We start from the raw sequence: 23,056 nt of genomic DNA, 5'->3' as shown, positions 1-23,056 counted from the left end.
ACGTTTCTATTTGTATCCATGCCATCCTGCGCGCATCGGTTTCATTTTTCTGATGTTGGGCGGCAATGTCGTTGACGATCTTTTTCGCGGTCCTGTTCGCGGCGTTCCTCCATGCAAGCTGGAACGCGCTGATCAAATTGGGCGGTTCACGCCTCTCCGGCATGGTCATCCTAACCGTCGCTCAATCGTTGGCTTCATTGCCATTTATCCTCTCCAGCCCGCTTCCTGTCAGTGCTGCCTGGCCGTGGCTCATCGCATCGGGCGTGTTCCATTCGGCCTACAAACTGTTCCTCGCCTACGCCTACGATCACGGCGACCTCAGCCGCGTCTATCCTATCGCACGCGGTGCCGCGCCGTTGATGGTGGCCGTTGTCAGCTTCGCCTTCTTGCCCGATGTCCTGACGGGGTTGGAGGCATTCGCGATCCTCTTGCTCGGCTTTGGCATCTTGATGATGTCGCGCGGGGTTATCTCTGATGCCGAAAATATCCGGCTCGTGCCCTTGGCGCTGGGGTCAGCAATGGCCACCGCCGGTTATTCAATTGTCGATGGCATGGGCGCACGAGCGTCCGGTGATCCCTTGCTCTATGTCGCGTGGCTCTTCGTCCTCGACGTCATCTTTTTCTCGCTGACATGTCTGGCAATCAAAGGCAGAAGCGTCTTCATCGCTCCACGTCGGGATTGGCTCGTCGGCGGTTTGGCTGGGCTGGCGTCGTACGGTGCATACGCCATTGCAGTTTGGGCAATGACCAAAGCGCCTATCGCCTTGGTTGCTGCACTGAGGGAAACCTCGATCCTTTTCGCGGTGCTTTTCGGCTGGTTCTTCTTTTCTGAGAAGATGAACCGCCGCAAAGTCTTCGCAGCGCTATTCGTCGTGTCTGGATTGATCCTGACGCGCGTCTAGCGCCTAGCCGTCAACGCCATGAATGAGCTGTTGGGCCGCGCCTGCAAAGACCAGATAGAGCGACGAGATAACCAACCCGATATGGGCCCAGCTCTCCGGATGGAAGTCGATCCACGCCGCCCAGCCTGCAAGGGCAGTCCACAAAATGGCCATCGGTAGCGTCACGATCCGCCAGCGTTGCGTCCGAACTGGATGCACGAACTTGATTGGCAGGAACATCGCGATAGCAAGGACCGTGACCAACGCCAGACTGATCCAAAAACTTGGCTGCAACGCAAACAGCACCAAGACGACCATGTTCCAGCATCCAGGGAAGCCGGAGAATGAATTATCCTTTGTCTTCATGCGCGTATCGGCAAAATACAGAGCACTCGCATAGGTAATGACAATGATCGCAAACCAGCCCGTCCATCCCGGCAATAAGCCGGAGGCAAAAAGGGCATATGCGGGGATGAACACATAGGTCAGATAGTCGATGATGAGGTCGAGCAGCACGCCGTCAAAGATCGGCGCATTGGTTTTGACGTGATATTTTCGTGCAAGGGGGCCGTCGATACCATCAACGAAAAAGGCGATCACCAGCCAGAGAAACATCAGGCTCCATGCTTCCTGCACAGCAGCGAGCATTGCTAACATCGAAAAAACGGCCCCACTGCCGGTGAGCAGGTGAACCGCGAGCGCTTTGGTTTTTATGTTCATCTAACTGTGATGTCCGATTACCACGCGAAATGAAACCCGCAATTTCACGCTTTTGGGTGCGATTTTTGATAAACGTCCATCAGGTGTTCGACATCGACAGCCGTATAGGTTTGTGTTGTCGAAAGGGAGGCATGGCCAAGAAGCTCTTGGATCGAACGCAGATCCCCGCCCGCGGCCAAAAGATGCGTGGCAAAGCTGTGTCTCAGCGCGTGTGGCGTGGCGGTTGGGGGGAGGCCTAACTGCATTCGGACCTGCTGCATAACCTTCTGGATCTGACGCGCCGAAAGTGCCTTTCCGCGCACACCTCGGAAAAGGGGTTCTTGCGGCGTCAGCTGATAAGGGCACAAGCGCACATACTCGGCAACGGCCTGTTGCACTACAGGGAGGACCGGAACCAATCGTTCCTTTCCTCCCTTTCCGATGATCCGCAAGACATCAGCAAGCGGAGTATCTGCTCCGGTGAGCGAAAGAGCCTCGGATATTCGTAATCCACATCCATAGAGCATGGTGATGACTGCCGTGTCACGCGCGGCAATCCACGGTTCATCAGATTGTTGATCGACAAGATCAAGTACCTCGCGCGCCGCATCGGCATCCAGCGGGCGCGGCAGGCCATTCTTGAAGCGCGGTGCGCGAATCGACAGTACCGCCGTCGCATCAAACGAATCGCGCTCCGAAAGCCAACGATAAAAGGATTTCACGGCAGAGAGGCTACGCGCCATCGATCGTGGCTGCACGCCCCTGCGGCGTTCGTGCCCCATCCATGCGCGAATGTCGGTTGCGGAAAGCGTTCTGAGCGTTTGCAGCCCGAAGCCAGTGCCCAAATGGGCAGTCAGGAAGCCGAAGAAACCCAACAGATCACGCTGGTACGCTTGCACCGTATTTTCCGATACACCGCGCAGCGCGACCTGATGCCGGAGCCAGTCCGCAAGCGTATCGGTCAGTTGTGGAGGGAGGTGGCGTTCAACCAAGCCAGCGCCGCATGGACCGCTCGAAAACCCCTGCGAAGAAGGTCAAAAGGTCCGTCCCCTGCTGTGGTGTGAAAAGATGCGGGTCTTCCGCCCCCAAGAGGAGCATTCCGGGGAGGCGTTTCGCGCCGAGGTCGAGCCGCAAGCAAGCTTCGGAGCGGATGTAGTCACCCTTGTCTCCATAAACGCCACCATCCTCGGCTTTGATCTGGCGTAGGGTCACTTGCCGAACAGGTCCATTTCGCCCACGGCGCAGATAGGCATTCACAAAGCCGGTTTCTGCCATAGAAAGGACGTCGCCCATTTTTTGGATAACGGGGTCTTCGCTGTCGGACTCGGTTTCGAGCACCAAGCGCACGCAGTCCACGCGCAAAATATTTGCAACATCACCGCCAAGATCGCTCAGGAAAGTGTCGAAGCGCGTCGCCTCAAGCAGCCTGAGAACCGCGCGGTGAATCTGGTTGGTCCCTGCGAGGTTCTCATAAGCCGCCGCAATCACCGAACGGTGCGTATCCTCCAAGCGATCAAGTCGCGCTTCGAGCCGTTGCATGGCTATGCCGCGCAGGTCTACGATGTTTCCGCCGAGCGACTTTTCATTGGCCGCGACAAGCGCGTTCATGATGTCGGCGTCTTCTAGCAACGTCTCCGGATCCTTCAGGATCTTTTCTCTGAGAACGTCTTCGATTGCGGTGCTGCTCGTCATGCGGGCCTCTTCTGGCGACCTTGTTTTGCCACTTATAGCAGAAGGGAATCCTTGACCGGAAGGTTTTTCAACACTCAGTCGGGGTTGGCGGCGCAGTTGTTGCGGGATAGTCATTCAGGACAATTTGTTCTTCGCGCTTGGAAAGACGTGTCTGACTTTTTCTCACAGGATGAACTGGTATCTGTTCTAACGACGCAACCGTTAGACAGATTGCTGGATTATCGCGCCCCAGAAGGAGGCTGCGCTATCGGTGCGTTTGTCGAGGTGCCGCTAGGGCCGCGGAAGGTGATCGGCGTCGTTTGGGGAAAGGGGCAGGGCGGTTTCGATCCATCCAAGATACGCGCAGTTAACGCCGTTTTGGATGTGCCTCCGCTGCGCGAAGAAATGCGCATTTTTTTGGAGCGTGCCGCTTCTTACACGCTTACCCCCTTGCATGCGATGTTGCGACTGGCCACCCGCGCACCGGGGCTGACCGAGACACCATCGGCACGCAAAATCTATGCGCTGGGCCATACCCGCCCTCAAAAAATGACTGACGCGCGTAGGCGTGTGTTGAACGTTTTGGAGGAACATGGTGGCCTGCCGTTTACTTTGGGCGAATTGGCCGATCTTGCGGGCGTCGGTGCAAGCGTCGTGAAAGGCCTGGCGAAAGTTGGTGCGTTAGAAGAGCGTGAAGCGCCGCGCGACCAGCCATTTCCGTTACTTGATCCGGATTATTTTCAAAAGGAACTGAGCTCTGAGCAGCGTGAAGCAGCAGACGTTTTGTGTGCTCAAGTGCGATCGGATGACTACCACGGTACGCTGCTAAAAGGTGTGACAGGCTCGGGCAAGACAGAGGTTTATCTCGAAGCCGTGGCTGAGGCGCTCCGCGTGGGTCGGCAGGCGCTTGTCCTCCTGCCCGAGATTGCGCTGTCGGCTGAGTTCATCAAACGTATTGAGGCGCGTTTTGGCGCACTGCCGGCAGAGTGGCATTCGGGTGTTACCATGACTGAGCGTCGCCGTTGCTGGAAGATGGTCGCCACCGGCGATGCGCAGATTGTGGTTGGTGCACGTTCGGCGTTGTTTCTGCCGTTTCGGGATTTAGGCGTGATCATTGTCGATGAGGAGCATGACAGCTCTTACAAGCAAGAGGATGGCGTTCTCTATAACGCGCGGGATATGGCTGTTTTGAGGGCGTCCATCCTCGGCGGTGAGGTCGTGCTGGCTTCCGCCACGCCCTCACTGGAAAGTTGGGCCAATGTCGAGGCGGGGAAATACGGCAAGCTGGTGCTGGCCAACCGCTATGGCCCTGCGGTGATGCCCCAAATGTCCGCAATTGATATGCGGGGCGAAGACGTTCCAACCGGAACATGGATTTCACCTTCGCTCCGGCAGATGGTCTCTGACCGTTTGTCAAAGGGCGAGCAGGCGCTGCTGTTCCTGAACCGACGGGGATACGCGCCGGTCACGATCTGTCGCGCTTGTGGGCATCAGATCGCTTGCGATCACTGCGATGCTCGCATGGTTGAGCACCGGTTCCTGAAACGGTTGATGTGCCATCAATGCGGAGAAACAAAGCCGCTGCCAAATGTCTGTCCGTCATGCGAAGTCGAAGGCCGCCTTGCGCCGGTCGGCCCTGGCGTCGAGCGGCTCGCCGAGGAGGCTGCGGCAGCATTCCCCGACGCGCGAATTGCACTGCTGTCATCGGATCGCTTCGCGTCCGCGCGCGCCTTGAAAGAACATATTCAGGCGATTGCGGCGGGTGAGGCTGACGTGATCATCGGGACGCAATTGGTCGCCAAGGGTCACAACTTTCCGCTGCTGACATTGGTCGGTGTAATCGATGCAGATCTTGGGCTACAAGGCTCAGACCTTCGTGCAGCAGAACGAACCTTCCAACTCATGCGACAGGTGGCAGGTCGGGCAGGGCGCGCCGATATCCCGGGTGAAGCTGTCCTCCAGACCTTTCAACCAGAGCATCCGGTTATGCGGGCGATCTTGTCCGGCGACGAAGATGGATTCTGGAGCGCCGAAGCCGCGCAAAGGCGTACAGCAGGTGTGCCGCCTTATGGTCGCATGGTCGGGATCATCTTGTCGTCACCTGATATTCAGGAAGTCTTTGATCTCGGAGGTCTTCTTGCGCGCAATCAGGCACCATTGCATGCTGTTGGCGCTCAGCTTTTTGGGCCCGCGCCGGCGCCCATTGCGCGCATCCGCGGGCGGCATCGAGTGCGCATGCTCGTCAAGGCTGACAAAGGCACGCCGCTGCAAACAGCGATTTTGAAATGGGTCGGGCAGGTGCGCATTCCCAATTCTGTCCGGATGACCATAGATATAGACCCGCAGAGCTTCCATTAGTTTTGCTGGTGTCGTCGCGGGTTGAAGCTTATGGGTGCCACATGAAAACCATGACTCTCCCAGAAGCGGCCACCCTGACAGCATGGCGGCGTCCACTTGCGCTCCTTTTCCTGATGGCTGCGGCCATGCCGATTGCATTTTCTACATGGTCGGCGCTGCTCAACAATTTTGTTATCGAAGTGGTTGCCTTCGACGGTTCGGATATCGGGTGGCTCCACACAGTGCGCGAAATCCCCGGCTTCCTAGCTATCGGCGTGATTGGTCTGTTGCTGTTTATGAAGGAGCAGGTACTTGGGCTGGTGTCGCTCATTCTTTTAGGCGTCGCAACGGCCTTGACGGCGCAATTTCCCAGTTTGGGCGGTATCCTGACGATCACCATGCTCTCTTCTATCGGTTTTCACTTCTTCGAAACGGTTAATCAGTCGCTTCAACTTCAATGGATTGATAAACGTCGTGCGCCACAGATGTTGGGTTGGATTATGGCGGCAGGGTCGGCCGCAACCTTGCTTTCCTATGTGTTGATCGTTTCCACTTGGCGTGCTTTCGACCTCTCTTTTGAATTGGTCTACTGGGTTTCAGGTGGCGCCACTGCGTTACTTGCTGTGGCGTGTTTTCTTCTTTACCCGCAATTCGAGTCGCCGGAGCCGCAGATAAAACGGATTGTCCTGCGGCGGCGTTATTGGCTCTACTACGCTCTACAATTCATGTCGGGCGCTCGGCGACAAATTTTTGTCGTCTTCGCTGGCTTCATGATGGTTGAGCGGTTCGGTCTAGAAGTGCACGAAATCACTGCGCTGTTCCTAATTACCTTGCTCTCCAACATGGTTTTTGCGCCGATGATGGGTCGCGTCGTGACGCTGTTTGGCGAGCGGCGGGCTTTGGTTTTTGAATATGCCGGCCTGATCGTGGTTTTCGTTTCCTACGGCGGCTTGTACTGGTTCGGTTGGGGGGTGTTGATCGCGTCCGCACTCTACGTTGTTGATCATATCTTTTTTGCTCTGTCGCTCGCGCTCAAGACCTACTTTCAAAAGATCGCTGACCCCAAGGACATTGCGCCAACCGCTGCCGTGGCCTTCACGATCAACCATATTGCCGCCGTGTTCCTTCCCGCACTCTTGGGTTATCTGTGGCTTTCGTCACCTTCCAGCGTCTTTGTCTTGGCCGCATGCATGGCCTGCATTTCACTGATTTTAGCCTTGTTGGTTCCGCGGCACCCGGTGCCAGGGCGGGAAACCATCTTCAGCCGACCTTTGCCCATGCCGGCACAATAGGAGTTCGTAATGACAACTTTTTCGGCAATCGCTGTCACGGACAGTCTCGAGTCGGCCCAAAAACTGGCAGAGGCATGTGAATCGTTGGCCCCTGAGCCGATCGGGGTCGGCACATATGAGATCGAGGATGGTTCTGGCCTCTATGAGGTGACGACCTATTTTACCGAAACGCCGGATATTGCAGGCCTCTTCTTACTGTCCAGTCTGCATGGTGCGCGTGAATTTGTGATTTCTGAAATTCCCGAAACCGATTGGGTCGCAAAGGTGAAACGTGAACTTTCGCCAGTCAGCGCTGGGCGTTTCTTCGTCTATGGCAGTCATGACGCCGAGAATGTTCCCGATGATGTTGTCCCGCTCCTGATTGATGCTTCGATGGCTTTCGGGACCGGACATCATGGTACGACGCTGGGTTGTCTGAACGCTTTGGATAGGCTGATCCAGAATGGCTTTAGCCCCAATAGGACCGCGGACATAGGTTGCGGCACTGCCGTTCTTGCGATGGCGGCGGCAAAGACGTGGCCTGATGCCAGCCATTGGGCTTCTGACATCGATCCGGTTGCGATCGAGGTCGCGGTTGCAAACCTTGCGGCCAATCAGATGGAAGGAAAGGTCACTTGCATCGAAGCGGCCGGTTTCGAGCATGAGGAATTGGCGGCGGCATCGCAATTCGATTTGGTATTTGCCAATATTCTCAAACCGCCGTTGATCCATCTGGCACCTGAGATGGCGCGGCACATCGCCCCGCAAGGCATCGCAATACTTTCTGGGCTTTTAAATGAGCAGGCCGACGAAATTATCGATTGTTATGGTGAGCGAGGCTTCGAGCTCCTCCATCGTGAGGAGATCGGCGAATGGAGCAATTTGACGTTGAGAAGGCAAAGTTAGGTATTTTTCACCTGCTGCCATAATATTGCCACAATTATGCGACAGAAATGCCTTGTCGGAGTGGGGGCTCTGTACGGGGAAATGTTATGTCCCAATCACAAGTTGATTTTGATCGCCGGCTGCAGGCGATAACCTCTGATCCTAATAAAAGTGGTCGTTCGCGCGTTGTGATCGTTGATGAACGCGGGTTGATCGTCGGGGCCGTTTCTCGACGGCGCTATGTGTTCCCTCTGCGCGGCACACTGGTGCTTTTCGGAGCTTTGCTTGCCTTCAAGGTCTTCTTAATCAGCTATCTGGGCGAGGGCAATTATCAAGACCGCGTCGGAAAGCTGGCGGATGGAACCGCCGCTGAGAAAGTCGGCGCTTGGGTGATGCAGGTCGATCCGCTGACAGGTATGCTGGTGGAAGAACTCAGAACGCTCTTTTAGATAATCCAAAGCACAAAAAAGGCGGCGCTACTGAGTAGCGCCGCCTTTTGTTGTTGTAGGCCGTAATTAACGGCCGATCCGGTACGCAATCGCATCGATATCGGCGCGGGTGAGGCCGATGTCGTCCAGCTCACGGTTGCTGAGCTTGGAGAGTACATCGCGTGTGATTTTCGCATTCCGCCAAGTGGAAATAGTATTAGCCATTTCAAACAAGGAAGAGATAAAGCGGCCCGCGATGTGCGGCGCCGGAGAGCGGGAGGTATCGATGGCGACCATGGCCGTGTCCTTTCTTGCGCGCTGCAATGCAGCAATGTTTGTTCTGGCAGGGCAAGTAGGGGGCTTGAGAGTGAAAAACCAGTGTCGTTTTTGCATAGGTCGTATGCGATTTGAACATGACGACATTTTTCGCCGAAGCCATAAAAATAAGGGCTTCCAGATGGCTCAAAACCGTCGCTTTTGTGTGCTGGAGAGGCGAATTCCGACCTGTTCGGTGACGCATTAGGCAGTCACGGGTAAAATTACACCTTGGTGGGTGTTCGCGTTTTGTGCTAATTGTTTCCCAAAATAAGAACTGAGAGGCGAGTATGCGTGTCATCGGAATTGATCCCGGCCTGCGAAAAATGGGTTGGGGCGTGATCGAATCGCGTGGTTCGCGCCTTTTGCATATCGCCAACGGGACGATAACAAGCACTGCGGGCGCCGATCTTGCGGAGCGTTTGTTGTCTTTGCATCTCGCATTGACCGAGGTTTTCGAGGAATTCAGACCCGAACTTGCGGCTGTCGAGCAAACGTTCGTCAACAAGGACGCCGTTGCAACCCTGAAATTGGGGCAGGCGCGCGGGATCGCGCTTCTCGTTCCTTCGCAGTTCTCTATTCGTGTGGGAGAATACCTGCCTAATGCGGTCAAGAAGGCGGTCGTTGGCGTGGGCCATGCCGACAAAAAGCAGGTCGAGCACATGGTGCGACTTCAGTTGCCTGGCGTGGAAATCAATGGAGCTGATGCTGCCGATGCTTTGGCGATTGCAATTTGCCACGCGCATCATTGTCAATCCGCCGGACATTTGGACAATGCGTTGAAAAGGGCTGCGGTATGATCGGACGTTTGACCGGAACTCTGGCTTATCGTGCGAGTGATCACGTCATGATTGATGTGCGCGGTGTGGGTTACATCGTACATGTCTCTGAACGCACACGCGCAGCACTTCCCCGAGAAGGGCAAGCCGTCACGCTTTATACCGAGCTTCTCGTTCGTGAGGATTTGATGCAGCTTTTCGGGTTCGAAACGCTCATCGAAAAAGAGTGGCACAGGCTTTTGACGAGTGTTCAGGGCATTGGCGCCAAAGCATCGCTTTCTATCTTGGGAGCACTTGGTGAAGACGGTGTCGGGCGGGCAATTGCACTGGGCGACTGGAATTCAGTTGCCAAGGCGAAAGGCGTCGGTCCCAAAACTGCGCAGCGCGTGATCATGGAACTGAAAGACAAGGCGCCGTCCGTCATGTTGATGGGAGGGGAAGTTGTTGCGGATGCAGATGCCGTCGTTGAAACCGCACCCACGACGCCCACCTCGAAAAGTCCGCGATCCGGTGGAGCGGGAAGCCCGGCTCAGGCTGAAGCGCTATCGGCGTTACAAAACTTGGGTTATGCACCTGGAGAAGCGGCGGGCGCTGTAGCGGAGGCTTTGTCGAATGACCGCGATTTGGATACTGCCGCTCTGATCCGCATCGCCTTGCGCCTCCTGGCACCAAAGGGATAATGCGCGGCTATGAGTGACCCCGATCAAACCCTGCGCCCAGAGCGCCAGCCTGAAGACACAGATCGCGCGCTGCGCCCTCAGAGCTTGGATGAATTCGTCGGGCAGGCTGATGCCAGGGCGAATTTGCGGGTGTTTATCGAAAGCGCACGCCGTCGCGGAGAGGCGATGGATCATACACTTTTTCACGGTCCACCCGGGCTAGGGAAAACGACGCTCGCGCAGATCATTGCCCGTGAGCTTGGCGTCAATTTCCGCATGACCTCTGGGCCGGTGCTTGCCAAGGCAGGTGACCTTGCCGCGATCTTGACCAATCTCGAGGCGCGCGATGTGCTTTTCATTGACGAAATTCACCGCCTCAACCCTGCCGTCGAAGAGGTACTTTACCCAGCGCTCGAAGACTTCGAGTTGGACTTGGTAATTGGCGAGGGGCCGGCGGCGCGAACGGTCAGAATAGAATTGCAGCCGTTTACGCTCGTTGGTGCGACCACGCGGCTCGGGCTGTTGACGACTCCATTACGGGACCGTTTTGGCATTCCGACGCGTTTGCAATTCTATACCGTTCATGAACTGCATCAGATCGTGACCCGCGGTGCGCGGCTTGTCGGATGTCCGGCGGACGATGACGGCGCAATGGAGATTGCTCGACGCGCAAGAGGAACGCCCCGCATCGCGGGGCGTTTGCTGCGGCGCGTCGTAGATTTCGCGATTGTCGAAGGTGATGGCCGCGTCACGCGGGAAATCGCCGATCGAGCGCTGAACCGATTGGGTGTCGATCATCTGGGTTTGGATGGTGCGGATCGGCGCTACCTGAGTTTGATTGCGGAAAGCTATGGCGGTGGTCCTGTCGGGATCGAAACTCTGTCGGCGGCTTTGTCGGAAAGCCGGGATGCGCTGGAAGAGGTGATTGAGCCTTACCTGCTCCAACAGGGTTTGATCCAACGGACGCCCCGTGGGCGGATGCTGGCGCGGCAAGCTTGGCAGCATCTGGGGCTGACAGCGCCCCGAACTGACGATAGGGACTTGTTCGGATAATTGTTTCAGAGCGTTGGGGCGATCGGGCTCGCCGTTCGCTTGCGCAGAGCAGGGGAGAATGCATGACGCCGGAGGACGTCCAGAGCTATTTTCGGAAATCGGATGGGCAATATCTGTTTGCGCGGTGGGGGCGCCCGATCGTTCCAGTGGTTTTCGGAGTTGAGGAAAAGACTCTCGAAATCATCAAAGGAGCCGTAGAGGCGGTCGTCACACTGGCGAACCATAAAATGGCCGAGACTGATCCAGAGCTGGGTGCGAATTTGATGATCTTTTTCCTTCGGGATTGGAAGGAACTATTGGACGTTCCCAATCTTGAGGAAATGGTGCCGGGCTTGGATGCATTGGTTGCGCGGCTTGATGACATGCGTGCCAACCACTACCGCACCTTTCGATTTGACGATCAGGCGGCAATTCGGGCGTGTTTTGCATTTGTCCGCATGGATGCGGAGTTGTCGAAGTTGCCTGCCGAAACAATCGCTTTGAACGAAGCCGTCCAGATGATCGTTCTTTGGTCTGACCGCGCTTTTAAGGAGCGTTCGCCGCTTGTCACAGTATCGGGGTCAGCGGTGCTTCGACCGGATCTGGCTGATCTAATCCGCGCAGCTTATGATCCGATGATGCCTTGTTCAGCAAATGACGACGCCCACGCCTATCGGCTGTCTGCAAGAACGGAGTTGTCACGATGACCCACCATTTTGGATGTCGTGTATACTATGAGGATACCGACATGGCGGGTATCGTCTACTACGCGAACTATCTCCGTTTTATCGAGCGCGCTCGGACAGAATGGGCAAGGCACCACGGAATTGACCAAAAAAGGTTGAGGGCCGAAGACGGAATCGTGTTTGCGGTACGGCGTGTCGAAGCGGATTTCATCGCGCCAGCCGTTTTTGACGATATGCTCGATGTCGCAACTACGGTGCAAAAGGCGACAGGCGCGCGCATAGTCCTCACTCAGGAAGTAACCCGTGGCAGCGAAATGTTGTTCTCTGCACAGGTGACGCTCGTAGCGCTTGCCGCGAACGGGGCTCCGAGCCGCATTCCGGCGGTTCTCCGCTCAAAATTAGCCTAGGATTTCGCATTGAAACGCCGATGTGATGTGCGTTTCATTGGATTTCTGGATAAAGCTGGAGTATCCCCTTTTTAAGAGGCGGGAATACGCCAAAACAAAGAGCAGTAAAATGGACGTCGCAACCGACTATACGATGTGGGCCTTGTTTGCCCGCGCTACGATCATTGTCAAACTCGTGATGATTATGTTGCTCGTTGCATCGGTTTGGTGCTGGGCGGTGATCGTAGATAAGTTTTTGCAATTCCGAAAAGCCCGCGCTGAAGCTGCAATTTTTGATCGGGCGTTTTGGTCTGGTGAGCCGCTCGACGAGCTTTTTGACGAAGTCGGTCCGTCTCCTTCAGGCCCATCACAGAGAATTTTTGCTTCCGGTATGCTGGAGTGGCGCCGCAGCCATCGGCAAGACGGCGCGCTGATCGCGGGTGCTCAAGCGCGGATTGACCGATCGATGGATGTGGCTATCGCGAAGGAGGCAGCGAGTCTGCAAAAAGGTTTACCGATCTTGGCAACAGTTGGCTCTACCGCGCCCTTCGTTGGCCTTTTCGGCACGGTCTGGGGCATCATGAATGCGTTCATCGAGATCGCCGAGGCGCAGAGCACGAACCTTGCAGTCGTTGCCCCGGGTATTGCCGAAGCGCTGCTGGCTACTGGTCTTGGATTGCTTGCCGCGATCCCTGCTGTCATCTTCTACAACAAGCTTTCCGCCGACAGCGACAGGATCATTGCAGGCTACGAGGCATTTGCCGACGAATTCCATACCATTCTCTCCCGTCAGTTGGACAGCTGATATGGGTGCCGGCGTCCTGAAGAAAGATGGTGGCGGAGGCAGCAGGCGCAGGCGTCATAGTCGTGCCCAGCCGATGGCCGAAATCAACGTAACACCCTTTGTGGATGTGATGTTGGTGTTGCTAATCATCTTCATGGTTGCGGCACCTTTGATGACGGTCGGCATACCTGTGGAGTTGCCGAAAACCGAAGCGACCGCGTTGCCCACTGATGAGGAAGAACCTCTTACCGTGACCATCGCGGATGACGGTTCTGTGTCGATCCAGAACACCCCAACCCCTGAGGAAGAACTGGTTGGAAAGTTGCGCGCCATAGCCGCCGAACGTTCGAGTGATCGCATCTATTTGCGGGCGGACGGAAAGAATGCTTGGGATCGTGTCGCACAAATCATGGGCGCGTTGAACGCAGGCGGCTTCGGAAATATCGGTCTTGTGACAGATGTTGGCGGTCCGTCGCTGGACGGCGAACCGGTGACAGGTGCGGAATAGGGGCTCCAAGTGAGCATAGGCGCCTACATTTCATCCTTTATGCATGCAGCGTTGCTGCTGTGGTTGATTGTTGGTTGGGGGCTGCAACACGAGCCATTGCCGTTTGAGGTGACAGAAATTTCCGTGGTTTCCGGTGAAGAGTTTGAGGCGATTGTAAGGGCAACGACGCCCGATGCAGTCACCGACACGCCGAACCTCGCCATCGATCCAGCCGTTGAGGATGTGCCGCCGGTCGCGCCGGAAGTTTCGGATGAAAATGTTACTCTTACCGAGCCGGAGGTTGTAGAGGTTCCTGCCGAGGAGGCACCACCTCCTGCACCTTTGACGCCTCTGGACGAGGACGTCGCGGTCGCCGATACGATCCCGCAGCTTCCGGATTTCCAGCCACCCTCGGCACCTGACTTGCCGCCCTCAGACACGCCAACGCCACGCGAAGCACCGCGCATCGCGCCGGAGCCGATCTCTGCGCCACCGGAGGATGCTTTGATTGACGACTCTGTTCAGGAAAGTGCCGAGCCCTCTGAAACGGCAGAGGCTGAAGCGGATGCCGAGCCTGTCGAAGCGACTGCCCCAGAGGAAGCAACGACAGAAATTGTCACCGAGGCAGAGACACCGTCCGGCGCGCCAGAGACAACAATTCTGCCTCGTGCGCGCCCGACACGGCCTGCACCACCCACAGATCAGTCGGAAACGTCCAACGCTAGCGATGTCGCTTCGGCCGTAGCGGATGCCGTCGCCGAAGAGACAGCTTCGGCACCGGTTCCATCGGGCCCACCGATGACGGGGGCCGAGGAAGACGCATTTCGCAGGTCAATTGCGCGGTGCTGGAACGTTGATGTTGGTGCGGAATGGACCCGCGTAACAGTCACTGTTGGCTTCTCGCTCAGTCAGGAAGGCAGGATTGAAGGAGATATTCGTCTGGTTGGTGCAACTGGCGGAAGCGATGAGCAAGCGCTAGCGGCGTTCCAGTCGGCCCGCCGCGCTATCCTACGTTGCGGCGCATCAGGCTATGATCTGCCAGCAGATAAGTATGATCGGTGGCGCGATGTTGAGGTCACATTCGACCCCTCTACGATGAGGTTGAGATGATGAGAACGCAACACCATCGAATAAAGTTCAATTATGCATGGCAGATCGCGCCGTGTTATCGACTATCAGAAAGGTTTTCGGCACGAGTGTGCGAAGGCCGAAAGAGACGGGAGCGGTAGAATGAAGAAAATCTTGGTCGTCCTCATGCTGATTTGCGCGGCTTTGCCGGCATGGTCGCAAAATGGACCGCTTCGCCTGACGATTACGGACGGTGTAATCGAGCCTTTACCGTTTGCGCTTCCGTCCTTCCAAGCAGAGAGTGTCGCTTCGATTGAAATGGCGCAGAATATAAGCCGTGTCATAGCTGACGATCTGGTGGGAACTGGACTGTTCCGCCAGATACCATCATCGGCCTTTATCAGTCAGCACGAAGCGTTCACCAACGCTGTTGCCTTCCCAGACTGGAGGGCAATCAACGCACAGGCGCTGGTGATCGGTGCCGTTGCCCTGAATGGTGATCAGGTCGTCGTCAAATTCCGGCTCTACGACGTGTTCCTCGGTCAGGAAATGGGCAGCGGTATGCAGCTTGTCTCCTCAGTCTCTGGTTGGCGTCGCTTGGCGCATCGCGTGGCCGATCAAGTCTATTCGCGGATAACCGGCGAGGAAGGGTATTTTGATAGCCGCGTGGTCTATGTCGCGGAGTCTGGCCCAAAGGACAATCGCCAAAAGCGGCTTGCAATCATGGATTTTGATGGAGCGAATGTTCAGTACCTGACCGAGAATGCCGGCCTCGTCCTTGCTCCACGGTTTTCGCCAACGGGTGATCGGGTTTTGTATACGAGCTTCGAAAGTGGCTTCCCGAGGATCAACGTGCTTGAGGTATCCAACGTCGCGCCGCGCCAGCTGGCCACTCAAACAGGTGAAATGGCTTTCTCGCCCCGTTTCTCGCGCGACGGTCGCCAGGTGATCTACAGTCTTGCCAATGGCGGGAATACCGACATCTGGCGCACTGATCTCGCGACTGGTCAGCATACGCGATTGACTGCTGCACCCTCGATTGAAACAGCTCCCAGTTTTTCGCCGGATGGCAGCAGTATCGTCTTCGAGTCCGATAGATCCGGCTCGCCTCAGCTTTATATCATGAGCGCGGATGGTGGTGAGGCGCGCAGGATATCTTCGGGTGCGGGACGCTATGGCACACCCGTCTGGTCGCCTCGCGGTGACCTGATTGCCTTCACCAAGCAAAACGCGGGGCGTTTTCATATCGGTGTCATGCGCACCGACGGAAGCGAAGAAAGATTGCTAACGGCGTCGTTCCTCGATGAGGGGCCCACATGGTCACCCAATGGCCGCGTGATCATGTTTTTCCGTGAAACCCGTGGCGCTCAAGGGGTTCCCGCACTTTATTCGGTGGATGTGAGTGGTCGAAACCTGAGGCAGGTCCCGACGGCTACAGCCGCCTCCGATCCTTCATGGGGGCCGCTTCAGAACTGAATTTGAACGGCATTCCACAAGTTTCCATTTGATGCTAATCTGAAGAAAACAGGCATCACAACATACAGGACAAAGCCAATGAACAGCCTGACCAAAGCCACGCTCATCGTACTGGCCCTATCGACGGCCGCTTGTACTAACCCCAATCGTTTTGGGGGTGATTCAGTTGACCTCAACGGAAGTGCCGGTGGCTTCGGGCCGCTCGGCTCTGTCGATGATCCAACCAGCCCCGCTTTCTTCAATGAGCGGATTGGTGATCGCGTATTGTTCGCGGTTGACGAGTCCACCCTTTCAGCGGAAGCGAAAATTGTCCTCGATGGCCAGATTTCATGGCTGATGGAAAACCCTGATTATGCCGCTGTTATTGAAGGACATGCCGACGAACAGGGAACGCGGGAATACAACCTTGCTCTCGGTGCCCGTCGCGCCAATGCGGTGCGTGAATATCTGATCACTGGCGGAGTTGCTGCTTCCCGTATCCAAACGGTCTCCTACGGGAAGGAACGCCCGATTTCCGTTTGCTCCGAGGAAGCCTGCTATGCTCAAAACCGGCGCGCAGTGACGGTTATTTCCATCGCGGCACTGGGATAGCGGACAGTTATGTTTTTACGATCCGTAGTTATTGCTGCTGTTTTATGCGTCGGCCTGCCGGTTTCGGCGCAATCGACGGATGAGACACTCGCGGACATCCGCCAGCAATTGACTATTCTTTATGTGGAGCTTCAGCGCCTCCGTACGGAGCTTTCCACAACGGGCGGAGCGGCATCGACGTCGGGAACCGGTTCCCCCTTGGAAAGGCTCGACTCGATCCAATCGGAAGTAGAGCGGCTGACCTCAAAAACTGAGGCGTTGGAGTTGCGGATCAACCGCATCACCGTGGATGGTACGAACCGTGTCGGGGACCTTGAGTTTCGCCTTTGTGAACTTGAGCCAAACTGCGATATCGCATCGCTTGGAGAAACGCCGTCGTTAGGGGGTGTTGACAGCGCCGCCGAAGTGCCACAGCCCCTGCCAACGGTGGAAAGTAACGGCCCCGCATTGGCGGTTGGGGAACAAGCTGATTTTGATGCGGCTCGCACAGCTTTGGAGCAAGGCAACCTTGAAGGCGCAGCAATGGCTTTCGCCGATTTTGTGGAGGCCTATCCAGGTGGACCGCTAACGGCGCAGGCAGATTATTTTCGCGGGGAGGCGCTTGAGGCCCTGGGGCGTCTTACGGATGCGGCGCGAGCCTATCTCGCTTCCTTTTCGGTAGATCCAGGCGGGGATGTGGCGCCAGATGCTTTGTTCAAGTTGGGCTTTATGCTCGGTGAGATTGGGCAGGCTCAAGATGCATGCTTGACCCTCTCTGAAGTCGAGGTGCGTTTTCCCAACCATCCTGCTGTCGTGGACGCGCGATCTGTCATGCAGGTCCTTGGCTGTCAGTGACTCAGGAAAAAGTACAGGGTGGGTTTCCTTCCAGCTTTGTAACGCGTGCTGCTTTAGAACTGAGCGGGCTTAAAGGCCTTCGCATCGGAGTTGCGGTGTCCGGTGGCGGAGATTCAATGGCTCTATTGAACTTGCTTCATGAGTGGGGCGGCGGGGACGTGGACCTTGCTGCGGTAACAGTCAATCACGGACTGCGCACAGAGGCCGCCTCTGAAGTCGAATTTGTGGCAAGTGTCTGCGAAAATATGGAGATCCCGCACCAAGTTCTTTATTGGGACGGCACTCAAAATAACGGGAACCTGCAGAACGCAGCGCGCGTGGCCCGCTATCGATTGCTTGCTGATTGGGCGCTTGAGATGTCGCGTGATATTGTGCTTCTCGCGCATACTTCAAACGATGTGGCTGAAACTTTCTTAATGAACCTGTCCCGCAGTGCTGGCATTGACGGGCTTGCAGCAATGCCAGACCGATTTGTCCGAAACGGTGTTACGTTCGCTCGCCCTCTCCTGCGGGAGAGTCGGTCGGTTCTGCGTTCGTACCTGAAGGCGTGTGGACGAGGATGGATCGAAGATCCGAGCAATCATGACCTCCGGTTTGATCGTGTCAAAATGCGAGGACTGTTGGATATCCTCGAAGGTTACGGGTTGTCGGCGGAAGTCGTCTCGGATTCGGCTTTCGCATTGGCAGACAGTCGAGACATCGTCCGGAATGAAACGAGCGGACTTGCGCGGTCTTGCGCTACAGATGACCGGGGTGATGTCCTTTTTTCGCGCGTCCCTTTCGCGTCGGCCCCGTTTGAGCTGCGTCGTAGGCTGTTAGCAATGGCAATAAGGTATGTATCGAACGCTGAATATCCTCCGAGGTATGCTTCGGTTGCAGCCTTGTTGAACGTCAAAGAAGATAATTGGAAATCTACACTGGGTGGTTGTGTGATAACCGCCGATCAAAAGACCCTTCGGATCGCGCGGGAGTTTTCTTCGGTTCGCGGGACGGTTTGCGCCAGCGATAAACTGTGGGACAACCGATGGAAATTCACTGGCCCACATCGGGACGGTCTTGAAATTCGAGTTTTAGGCGAAGATGGCATAAAGAATTGCCCAGATTGGCGCTCTGAGGGGCTGCCATGGGTGTCTATTCTGTCATCTCCCGCTATATGGGACGGCGAAACAATGATCTCGGCGCCGGTTGCCGGTTTTTCAGCGGGATGGAGCGCGCAGATTGTCGCGGATTTCATCACCTTTGTGGAAGCGCATTGAACAACCGGACTTGATCTCTATTTTAGGAGGGTGCCTGCGACTCTGACGCGGGCAAACCGATTATGAGGAGTTCCCCTTGGGCAACGCGCGCAATATCGTTTTTTGGGTCGTTCTGTTCTTGCTTGTACTGGCACTATTCAACGTGTTCAGCGGCGGGCAGAGCAATATGCAAAGCAGTACCCGCACCTACTCACAGTTTGTTTCGGCTCTTGAGGCTGGCAACGTCGCCGAGGTGACGTTGGATGGCGAGCGCGTTGAATACCGCGACGAGAACGGACGTTCTTTTGTAACGATCAAACCGGAAGACGCCGAGCTGACGCAGCAGCTTATCGATGGCGGTGTGCCGGTTCGGGCCGAGAGCCAAGAGACGTCAACTTTCCAAGCTTTCATCCTCTCGCTTCTTCCTTTCCTACTTCTGATCGGGGTTTGGATTTACTTCATGAACCGTATGCAGGGTGGTGGCCGTGGCGGTGCTATGGGGTTTGGCAAGTCGAAGGCGAAGCTGCTGACCGAGAAACAAGGGCGTGTGACCTTTGACGACGTGGCAGGTATCGATGAAGCCAAAGAAGAGCTTGAGGAGATTGTCGAGTTTCTCCGCAGCCCGCAAAAATTTTCCCGTCTTGGCGGCAAAATTCCCAAGGGTGCCCTGCTTGTTGGCCCTCCCGGAACGGGTAAAACCCTTCTGGCGCGCGCCATTGCGGGCGAGGCCGGTGTACCGTTTTTCACGATTTCGGGTTCCGATTTTGTTGAGATGTTCGTGGGTGTAGGTGCGAGCCGCGTGCGCGATATGTTTGAGCAGGCGAAAAAGAACGCACCTTGTATCGTTTTCATTGACGAGATCGACGCAGTCGGTCGTGCGCGTGGCGTCGGCATTGGTGGCGGCAACGACGAGCGCGAGCAGACGCTTAACCAGCTTTTGGTGGAAATGGACGGCTTTGAGGCCAATGAAGGCGTCATTATTATCGCGGCCACGAACCGTCGCGATGTGCTCGATCCGGCGTTGCTACGCCCGGGACGCTTTGATCGTCAGGTGACGGTGCCGAATCCCGACATCAAAGGCCGCGAGAAAATTCTTGCGGTGCATGCCCGCAAGACGCCCCTCGGACCGAATGTTGATCTGCGGATCATCGCCCGTGGTACACCCGGCTTTTCCGGTGCGGACCTAGCGAACCTTGTGAACGAGGCGGCGTTGATGGCCGCCCGTGTCGGACGCCGGTTTGTGACGATGGTGGATTTCGAAAACGCGAAAGACAAAGTGATGATGGGCGCGGAACGGCGTTCTATGGTCCTGACACCCGAGCAAAAGGAAAAGACAGCCTACCATGAGGCGGGTCACGCCGTGGTTGGTCTGTCACTGCCGAAATGCGATCCTGTCTACAAGGCAACGATTATTCCGCGCGGTGGTGCGTTGGGCATGGTTGTGAGCCTCCCTGAGATTGACAGGTTGAACTGGCATCGTTCGGAATGCGAAGAGAAACTCGCGATGACGATGGCGGGCAAGGCCGCGGAAGTCTTGAAATATGGTGAAGACGAGGTTTCGAACGGTCCTGCCGGCGATATCCAACAGGCCAGTCAGTTAGCGCGTGCGATGGTGCTGCGCTGGGGAATGTCTGACAAGGTTGGCAATATCGACTACTCAGAAGCTCACGAGGGCTACTCCGGTCAGACGCCAGGCTTCTCGGTATCGGCCCATACGAAAGAGTTGATTGAAGAAGAGGTCAAACGCTTCGTCGAAGAAGGCTATCAACATGCGCTTCGGATCCTGCGTGACAAAAAGGTTGAGTGGGAGCGGCTGGCCGAAGGTTTGCTCGAATATGAAACTCTTACTGGTGCAGAGATCGAGCGCGTAATGAGGGGCGACCCTCCGCAGTCTGGGCCCGAAGACGGAGAGCCGTCAGACAGCGGAAGTTCAACTTCGGTCGTTTCTATTCCTAAAACGAAGGCCAAAAAGCCAAAATCAGGTGGGGGCGATCTAGAGCCTGAACCATCTTCTTAAACTGAGCCATTAAAAGCCGGTGCTATCGCGCCGGCTTTGATTTTTTTCCCGCCCATGTGTGCGGGCCTCGGCGATGAGTTTTTCGGAATTGCGAATATGCCAGCTCTTGTCCTCACAGATTTCATAGGCACCATCACCTGGCTCGGAGTTGTTCCAGAACGTGTTACGCCAGAGATTGAGACGCGGGCCTTCCCCTCACTGGCTGTCGATTTTGCGGGCATAGAGGGCTCCGTGCATGGTGGCGAGCAGCGCCCGTCATGTTCTCGTGTGCTCGGTCTATATCCGACGAAAGGCACGACGATTGCGAATACCCGCCAAATATCAATCGTTTGTCAGGATGAGCTGGCTCTTATCGCACAAGAAATGGGGCTAGAGCGGATAGATCCAGCTTGGCTGGGCGCCACGATTGTTGTTGCAGGTATACCTGATTTCTCTCATTTGCCGCCATCGACGCGCCTTCAGGCGCCGGATGGTGCGACCCTTACGGTCGATATGCAAAACCGCCCCTGCCACTTCCCCGGTCGTACGATTGAAGCGGTGTTCACAGGAAAAGGTGGCGCCTTCAAAAACGCAGCGAAGCACCGTCGAGGAGTTACTGCATGGGTGGAATGCCCCGGAACTTTACGGCTGGGTCAGTCGTTGCGGGTATTCACCCCTGATCAGCGCCCTTGGCAGCCATAGGCGACAAACCGTTCCTTTCAGAAACGACAGTCTTTGTCGCCGACGATTCCAGTGGCGAAAATGTCGGAAATGCGGTGCCTGACGCGTTCCGCGACCGCTAAAGCTGTGCCAACGCATGCGCGAAAGTTTCCGTGTGCTCACTTTTTACAGGGACCAGCAAAATGAGCTTCAAGACCGACATCGAAATTGCCCGCGCCGCGAATAAGAAACCCATCCAAGAAATTGGCGCCAAACTCGGGATCGGTAGCGACGATCTTCTTCCCTACGGCCATGATAAAGCGAAGCTTAGCCAAGCGTTCATCGATAGCGTGCAGGATCGTCCAGACGGCAAATTGATCCTCGTCACAGCGATCAACCCAACCCCTGCTGGGGAAGGCAAAACGACAACGACCGTTGGCCTTGGCGACGGTCTGAACCGTATCGGCAAGAAAGCGGCGATCTGTATTCGCGAGGCATCGCTCGGGCCGAACTTTGGTATGAAGGGCGGCGCCGCTGGTGGTGGCTATGCACAAGTTGTGCCGATGGAGGACATGAACCTTCACTTCACCGGCGACTTCCACGCGATCACGTCGGCACACAACCTGCTGTCCGCGATGATCGACAACCATATCTACTGGGGCAACGAGCTGGAGATTGATATTCGCCGCGTGGCTTGGCGGCGCGTGGTCGATATGAATGACCGGGCACTCCGTCAGATCAACGTGTCGCTTGGTGGCGTCGCAAACGGCTTCCCGCGCGAGGCAGGCTTCGACATTACGGTTGCTTCCGAAGTTATGGCGATCCTCTGTCTTGCCAAAGACCTCGAAGATCTCCAGCGCCGCCTTGGCGACATGATCGTAGCCTACCGCCGTGATCGCACGCCGGTGTACTGCCGCGACATCAAGGCGGATGGCGCGATGACTGTACTGCTGAAAGACGCGATGCAACCGAACCTCGTGCAAACCTTGGAAAACAACCCTGCCTTCGTTCACGGCGGTCCGTTTGCCAACATCGCACACGGCTGTAACTCGGTAACGGCAACGACGACTGCCCTCAAAATCGCAGATTATGTGGTGACTGAGGCTGGTTTCGGTGCTGACCTCGGGGCTGAAAAGTTCATGAACATCAAGTGCCGCAAGGCTGGCTTGGCACCTGATGCGGTTGTTCTCGTCGCGACCGTTCGCGCCATGAAGATGAATGGTGGCGTCGCCAAGGCTGACCTTGGCGCGGAAAACGTGGACGCGGTCAAGAAAGGCTGCCCGAACCTTGGTCGCCATATCGCCAATGTGAAATCCTTCGGTGTGCCGGTTGTCGTTGCGATCAACCACTTCGTGACTGACACCGACGCCGAAGTTGAAGCGGTAAAGGCCTACGTTGCCGAGCAGGGTTCTGAGGCAATTCTCTGCCAGCACTGGGCCAAAGGTTCGGAAGGCACGGTCGATCTTGCCACGCGGGTTGCAGAAATCGCTGATGCAGGCATGGGCAACTTCGCGCCGCTCTATCCGGACGACATGCCGTTGTTCCAAAAGATCGATACGATCGCAAAGCGGATCTACCATGCCGATGAAGTTATCGCTGACAAAAAGATCCGCGACCAGTTGCGTGAGTGGGAAGATCAGGGCTACGGGAACCTCCCGATCTGCATGGCAAAAACCCAATACAGCTTCTCGACAGACCCGAATTGGCGTGGTGCGCCGACTGGGCACACTGTACCGGTAAGAGAAGTACGCCTGTCCGCTGGTGCTGGCTTCGTTGTAGTGATCTGCGGTGAGATCATGACCATGCCCGGTCTGCCGCGGGTTCCTTCCGCAGAAAACATCAAGCTAAATGCTGATGGCGATATCGAAGGCCTCTTCTGATCCCTTGAACTCTGTC

General features: G+C 56.2%; 24 protein-coding genes. 20 read left to right on the top strand and 4 right to left on the bottom strand.

The genetic code is table 11. The annotated features are described in order from the left end of the window. The first annotated feature begins 65 nt into the window (after window positions 1–65). The gene (locus tag AB1E42_RS12585; RefSeq protein WP_368344579.1) at window positions 66–902 is read left to right on the top strand and encodes an EamA family transporter; all 837 of its coding nucleotides are present in this window, start codon (window positions 66–68) and stop codon (window positions 900–902) included. Window positions 903–905: 3 nt separating this feature from the next. Here AB1E42_RS12585 and AB1E42_RS12580 read toward each other — a convergent pair whose 3' ends face one another. Genes AB1E42_RS12580 through AB1E42_RS12570 form a run of 3 tightly spaced genes read right to left on the bottom strand, consistent with a single transcriptional unit; the run spans window position 906 to window position 3,272 of the window. Further along, window positions 906–1,601, bottom strand: coding sequence for a phosphatidylcholine/phosphatidylserine synthase (locus AB1E42_RS12580; RefSeq protein ID WP_368344578.1), 696 nt, complete (start codon window positions 1,599–1,601; stop codon window positions 906–908). Window positions 1,602–1,645: 44 nt separating this feature from the next. Then, the gene (locus tag AB1E42_RS12575) at window positions 1,646–2,572 is read right to left on the bottom strand and encodes a tyrosine recombinase XerC (RefSeq protein ID WP_368344577.1); all 927 of its coding nucleotides are present in this window, start codon (window positions 2,570–2,572) and stop codon (window positions 1,646–1,648) included. Beyond that, window positions 2,565–3,272: a DUF484 family protein gene (locus AB1E42_RS12570; RefSeq protein ID WP_368344576.1), complete on the bottom strand. Its 708-nt coding sequence runs from the start codon at window positions 3,270–3,272 to the stop codon at window positions 2,565–2,567. The genes AB1E42_RS12575 and AB1E42_RS12570 overlap by 8 nt, the downstream gene beginning before the upstream one ends. A gap of 147 nt (window positions 3,273–3,419) precedes the next feature. Between AB1E42_RS12570 and AB1E42_RS12565 the strand changes: the two genes are divergently transcribed. The 4 genes from AB1E42_RS12565 to AB1E42_RS12550 all read left to right on the top strand — a co-directional run bounded on the left by AB1E42_RS12565 (window position 3,420) and on the right by AB1E42_RS12550 (window position 8,193). Then, entirely contained in the window at window positions 3,420–5,609 is a 2,190-nt protein-coding gene (locus AB1E42_RS12565; RefSeq protein ID WP_368344575.1) for a primosomal protein N', read from the top strand. A gap of 41 nt (window positions 5,610–5,650) precedes the next feature. Next, complete coding sequence (locus AB1E42_RS12560; RefSeq protein ID WP_368346432.1) at window positions 5,651–6,880, top strand: MFS transporter; 1,230 nt, start codon at window positions 5,651–5,653, stop codon at window positions 6,878–6,880. Window positions 6,881–6,889: 9 nt separating this feature from the next. Next, on the top strand, window positions 6,890–7,765 hold the full coding sequence (locus AB1E42_RS12555) for a 50S ribosomal protein L11 methyltransferase (protein WP_368344574.1): 876 nt from the start codon (window positions 6,890–6,892) through the stop codon (window positions 7,763–7,765). Between the two features lie 86 nt (window positions 7,766–7,851). Then, complete coding sequence (locus AB1E42_RS12550; RefSeq protein WP_368344573.1) at window positions 7,852–8,193, top strand: hypothetical protein; 342 nt, start codon at window positions 7,852–7,854, stop codon at window positions 8,191–8,193. Between the two features lie 66 nt (window positions 8,194–8,259). Here the strand turns inward: AB1E42_RS12550 and AB1E42_RS12545 are convergent, their stop codons facing one another. After that, entirely contained in the window at window positions 8,260–8,469 is a 210-nt protein-coding gene (locus AB1E42_RS12545; protein ID WP_368344572.1) for a DUF1127 domain-containing protein, read from the bottom strand. A gap of 308 nt (window positions 8,470–8,777) precedes the next feature. Here AB1E42_RS12545 and ruvC point away from each other — a divergent pair, with 308 nt between their 5' ends. From ruvC to AB1E42_RS12470, 15 genes are all read left to right on the top strand, one after another. Continuing rightward, on the top strand, window positions 8,778–9,287 hold the full coding sequence (gene ruvC, locus AB1E42_RS12540) for a crossover junction endodeoxyribonuclease RuvC (RefSeq protein ID WP_368344571.1): 510 nt from the start codon (window positions 8,778–8,780) through the stop codon (window positions 9,285–9,287). Beyond that, window positions 9,284–9,946: a Holliday junction branch migration protein RuvA gene (gene ruvA, locus AB1E42_RS12535; RefSeq protein ID WP_368344570.1), complete on the top strand. Its 663-nt coding sequence runs from the start codon at window positions 9,284–9,286 to the stop codon at window positions 9,944–9,946. The genes ruvC and ruvA overlap by 4 nt, the downstream gene beginning before the upstream one ends. Window positions 9,947–9,955: 9 nt before the next feature. Further along, complete coding sequence (ruvB, locus tag AB1E42_RS12530; protein ID WP_368344569.1) at window positions 9,956–10,978, top strand: Holliday junction branch migration DNA helicase RuvB; 1,023 nt, start codon at window positions 9,956–9,958, stop codon at window positions 10,976–10,978. A gap of 62 nt (window positions 10,979–11,040) precedes the next feature. Continuing rightward, on the top strand, window positions 11,041–11,664 hold the full coding sequence (locus tag AB1E42_RS12525) for a hypothetical protein (RefSeq protein WP_368344568.1): 624 nt from the start codon (window positions 11,041–11,043) through the stop codon (window positions 11,662–11,664). Then, window positions 11,661–12,050 carry a tol-pal system-associated acyl-CoA thioesterase gene (ybgC, locus tag AB1E42_RS12520; protein WP_368344567.1) on the top strand — a complete coding sequence of 130 codons (390 nt, stop codon included), beginning with the start codon at window positions 11,661–11,663 and terminating at the stop codon, window positions 12,048–12,050. Before AB1E42_RS12525 ends, ybgC begins: the two co-directional genes overlap by 4 nt. A 109-nt stretch (window positions 12,051–12,159) precedes the next feature. Beyond that, on the top strand, window positions 12,160–12,834 hold the full coding sequence (gene tolQ, locus AB1E42_RS12515; protein WP_368344566.1) for a protein TolQ: 675 nt from the start codon (window positions 12,160–12,162) through the stop codon (window positions 12,832–12,834). A gap of 1 nt (window position 12,835) precedes the next feature. Next, entirely contained in the window at window positions 12,836–13,321 is a 486-nt protein-coding gene (locus tag AB1E42_RS12510) for an ExbD/TolR family protein (RefSeq protein ID WP_368344565.1), read from the top strand. Between the two features lie 9 nt (window positions 13,322–13,330). Then, on the top strand, window positions 13,331–14,410 hold the full coding sequence (locus AB1E42_RS12505; protein WP_368344564.1) for a hypothetical protein: 1,080 nt from the start codon (window positions 13,331–13,333) through the stop codon (window positions 14,408–14,410). A 120-nt stretch (window positions 14,411–14,530) separates the two neighbouring features. Next, window positions 14,531–15,844, top strand: a complete 1,314-nt coding sequence (gene tolB / locus AB1E42_RS12500; protein ID WP_368344563.1) for a Tol-Pal system beta propeller repeat protein TolB — start codon at window positions 14,531–14,533, stop codon at window positions 15,842–15,844. 78 nt (window positions 15,845–15,922) lie between these two features. Further along, a complete protein-coding gene (gene pal / locus AB1E42_RS12495) occupies window positions 15,923–16,435 on the top strand; it encodes a peptidoglycan-associated lipoprotein Pal (RefSeq protein ID WP_368344562.1) in 513 nt (170 codons plus the stop codon). A gap of 9 nt (window positions 16,436–16,444) precedes the next feature. After that, window positions 16,445–17,269: a tol-pal system protein YbgF gene (gene ybgF, locus AB1E42_RS12490; RefSeq protein WP_368344561.1), complete on the top strand. Its 825-nt coding sequence runs from the start codon at window positions 16,445–16,447 to the stop codon at window positions 17,267–17,269. Window positions 17,270–17,385: 116 nt separating this feature from the next. Then, window positions 17,386–18,525 carry a tRNA lysidine(34) synthetase TilS gene (gene tilS, locus AB1E42_RS12485; RefSeq protein ID WP_368344560.1) on the top strand — a complete coding sequence of 380 codons (1,140 nt, stop codon included), beginning with the start codon at window positions 17,386–17,388 and terminating at the stop codon, window positions 18,523–18,525. A gap of 76 nt (window positions 18,526–18,601) precedes the next feature. Next, a complete protein-coding gene (ftsH, locus tag AB1E42_RS12480; RefSeq protein ID WP_368344559.1) occupies window positions 18,602–20,521 on the top strand; it encodes an ATP-dependent zinc metalloprotease FtsH in 1,920 nt (639 codons plus the stop codon). A 96-nt stretch (window positions 20,522–20,617) separates the two neighbouring features. After that, on the top strand, window positions 20,618–21,202 hold the full coding sequence (locus tag AB1E42_RS12475) for a sulfurase (RefSeq protein WP_368344558.1): 585 nt from the start codon (window positions 20,618–20,620) through the stop codon (window positions 21,200–21,202). Window positions 21,203–21,363: 161 nt separating this feature from the next. Then, the gene (locus AB1E42_RS12470) at window positions 21,364–23,040 is read left to right on the top strand and encodes a formate--tetrahydrofolate ligase (protein WP_368344557.1); all 1,677 of its coding nucleotides are present in this window, start codon (window positions 21,364–21,366) and stop codon (window positions 23,038–23,040) included. Window positions 23,041–23,056 lie beyond the last annotated feature (16 nt).

Origin of the sequence: Pelagovum sp. HNIBRBA483 (genome assembly GCF_040931995.1) — a bacterium.
GTDB lineage: Bacteria > Pseudomonadota > Alphaproteobacteria > Rhodobacterales > Rhodobacteraceae > JAEPMR01.
Note: the sequence above shows the minus strand (reverse complement) of the source record. Positions and strands in the feature narration are given on the sequence as shown.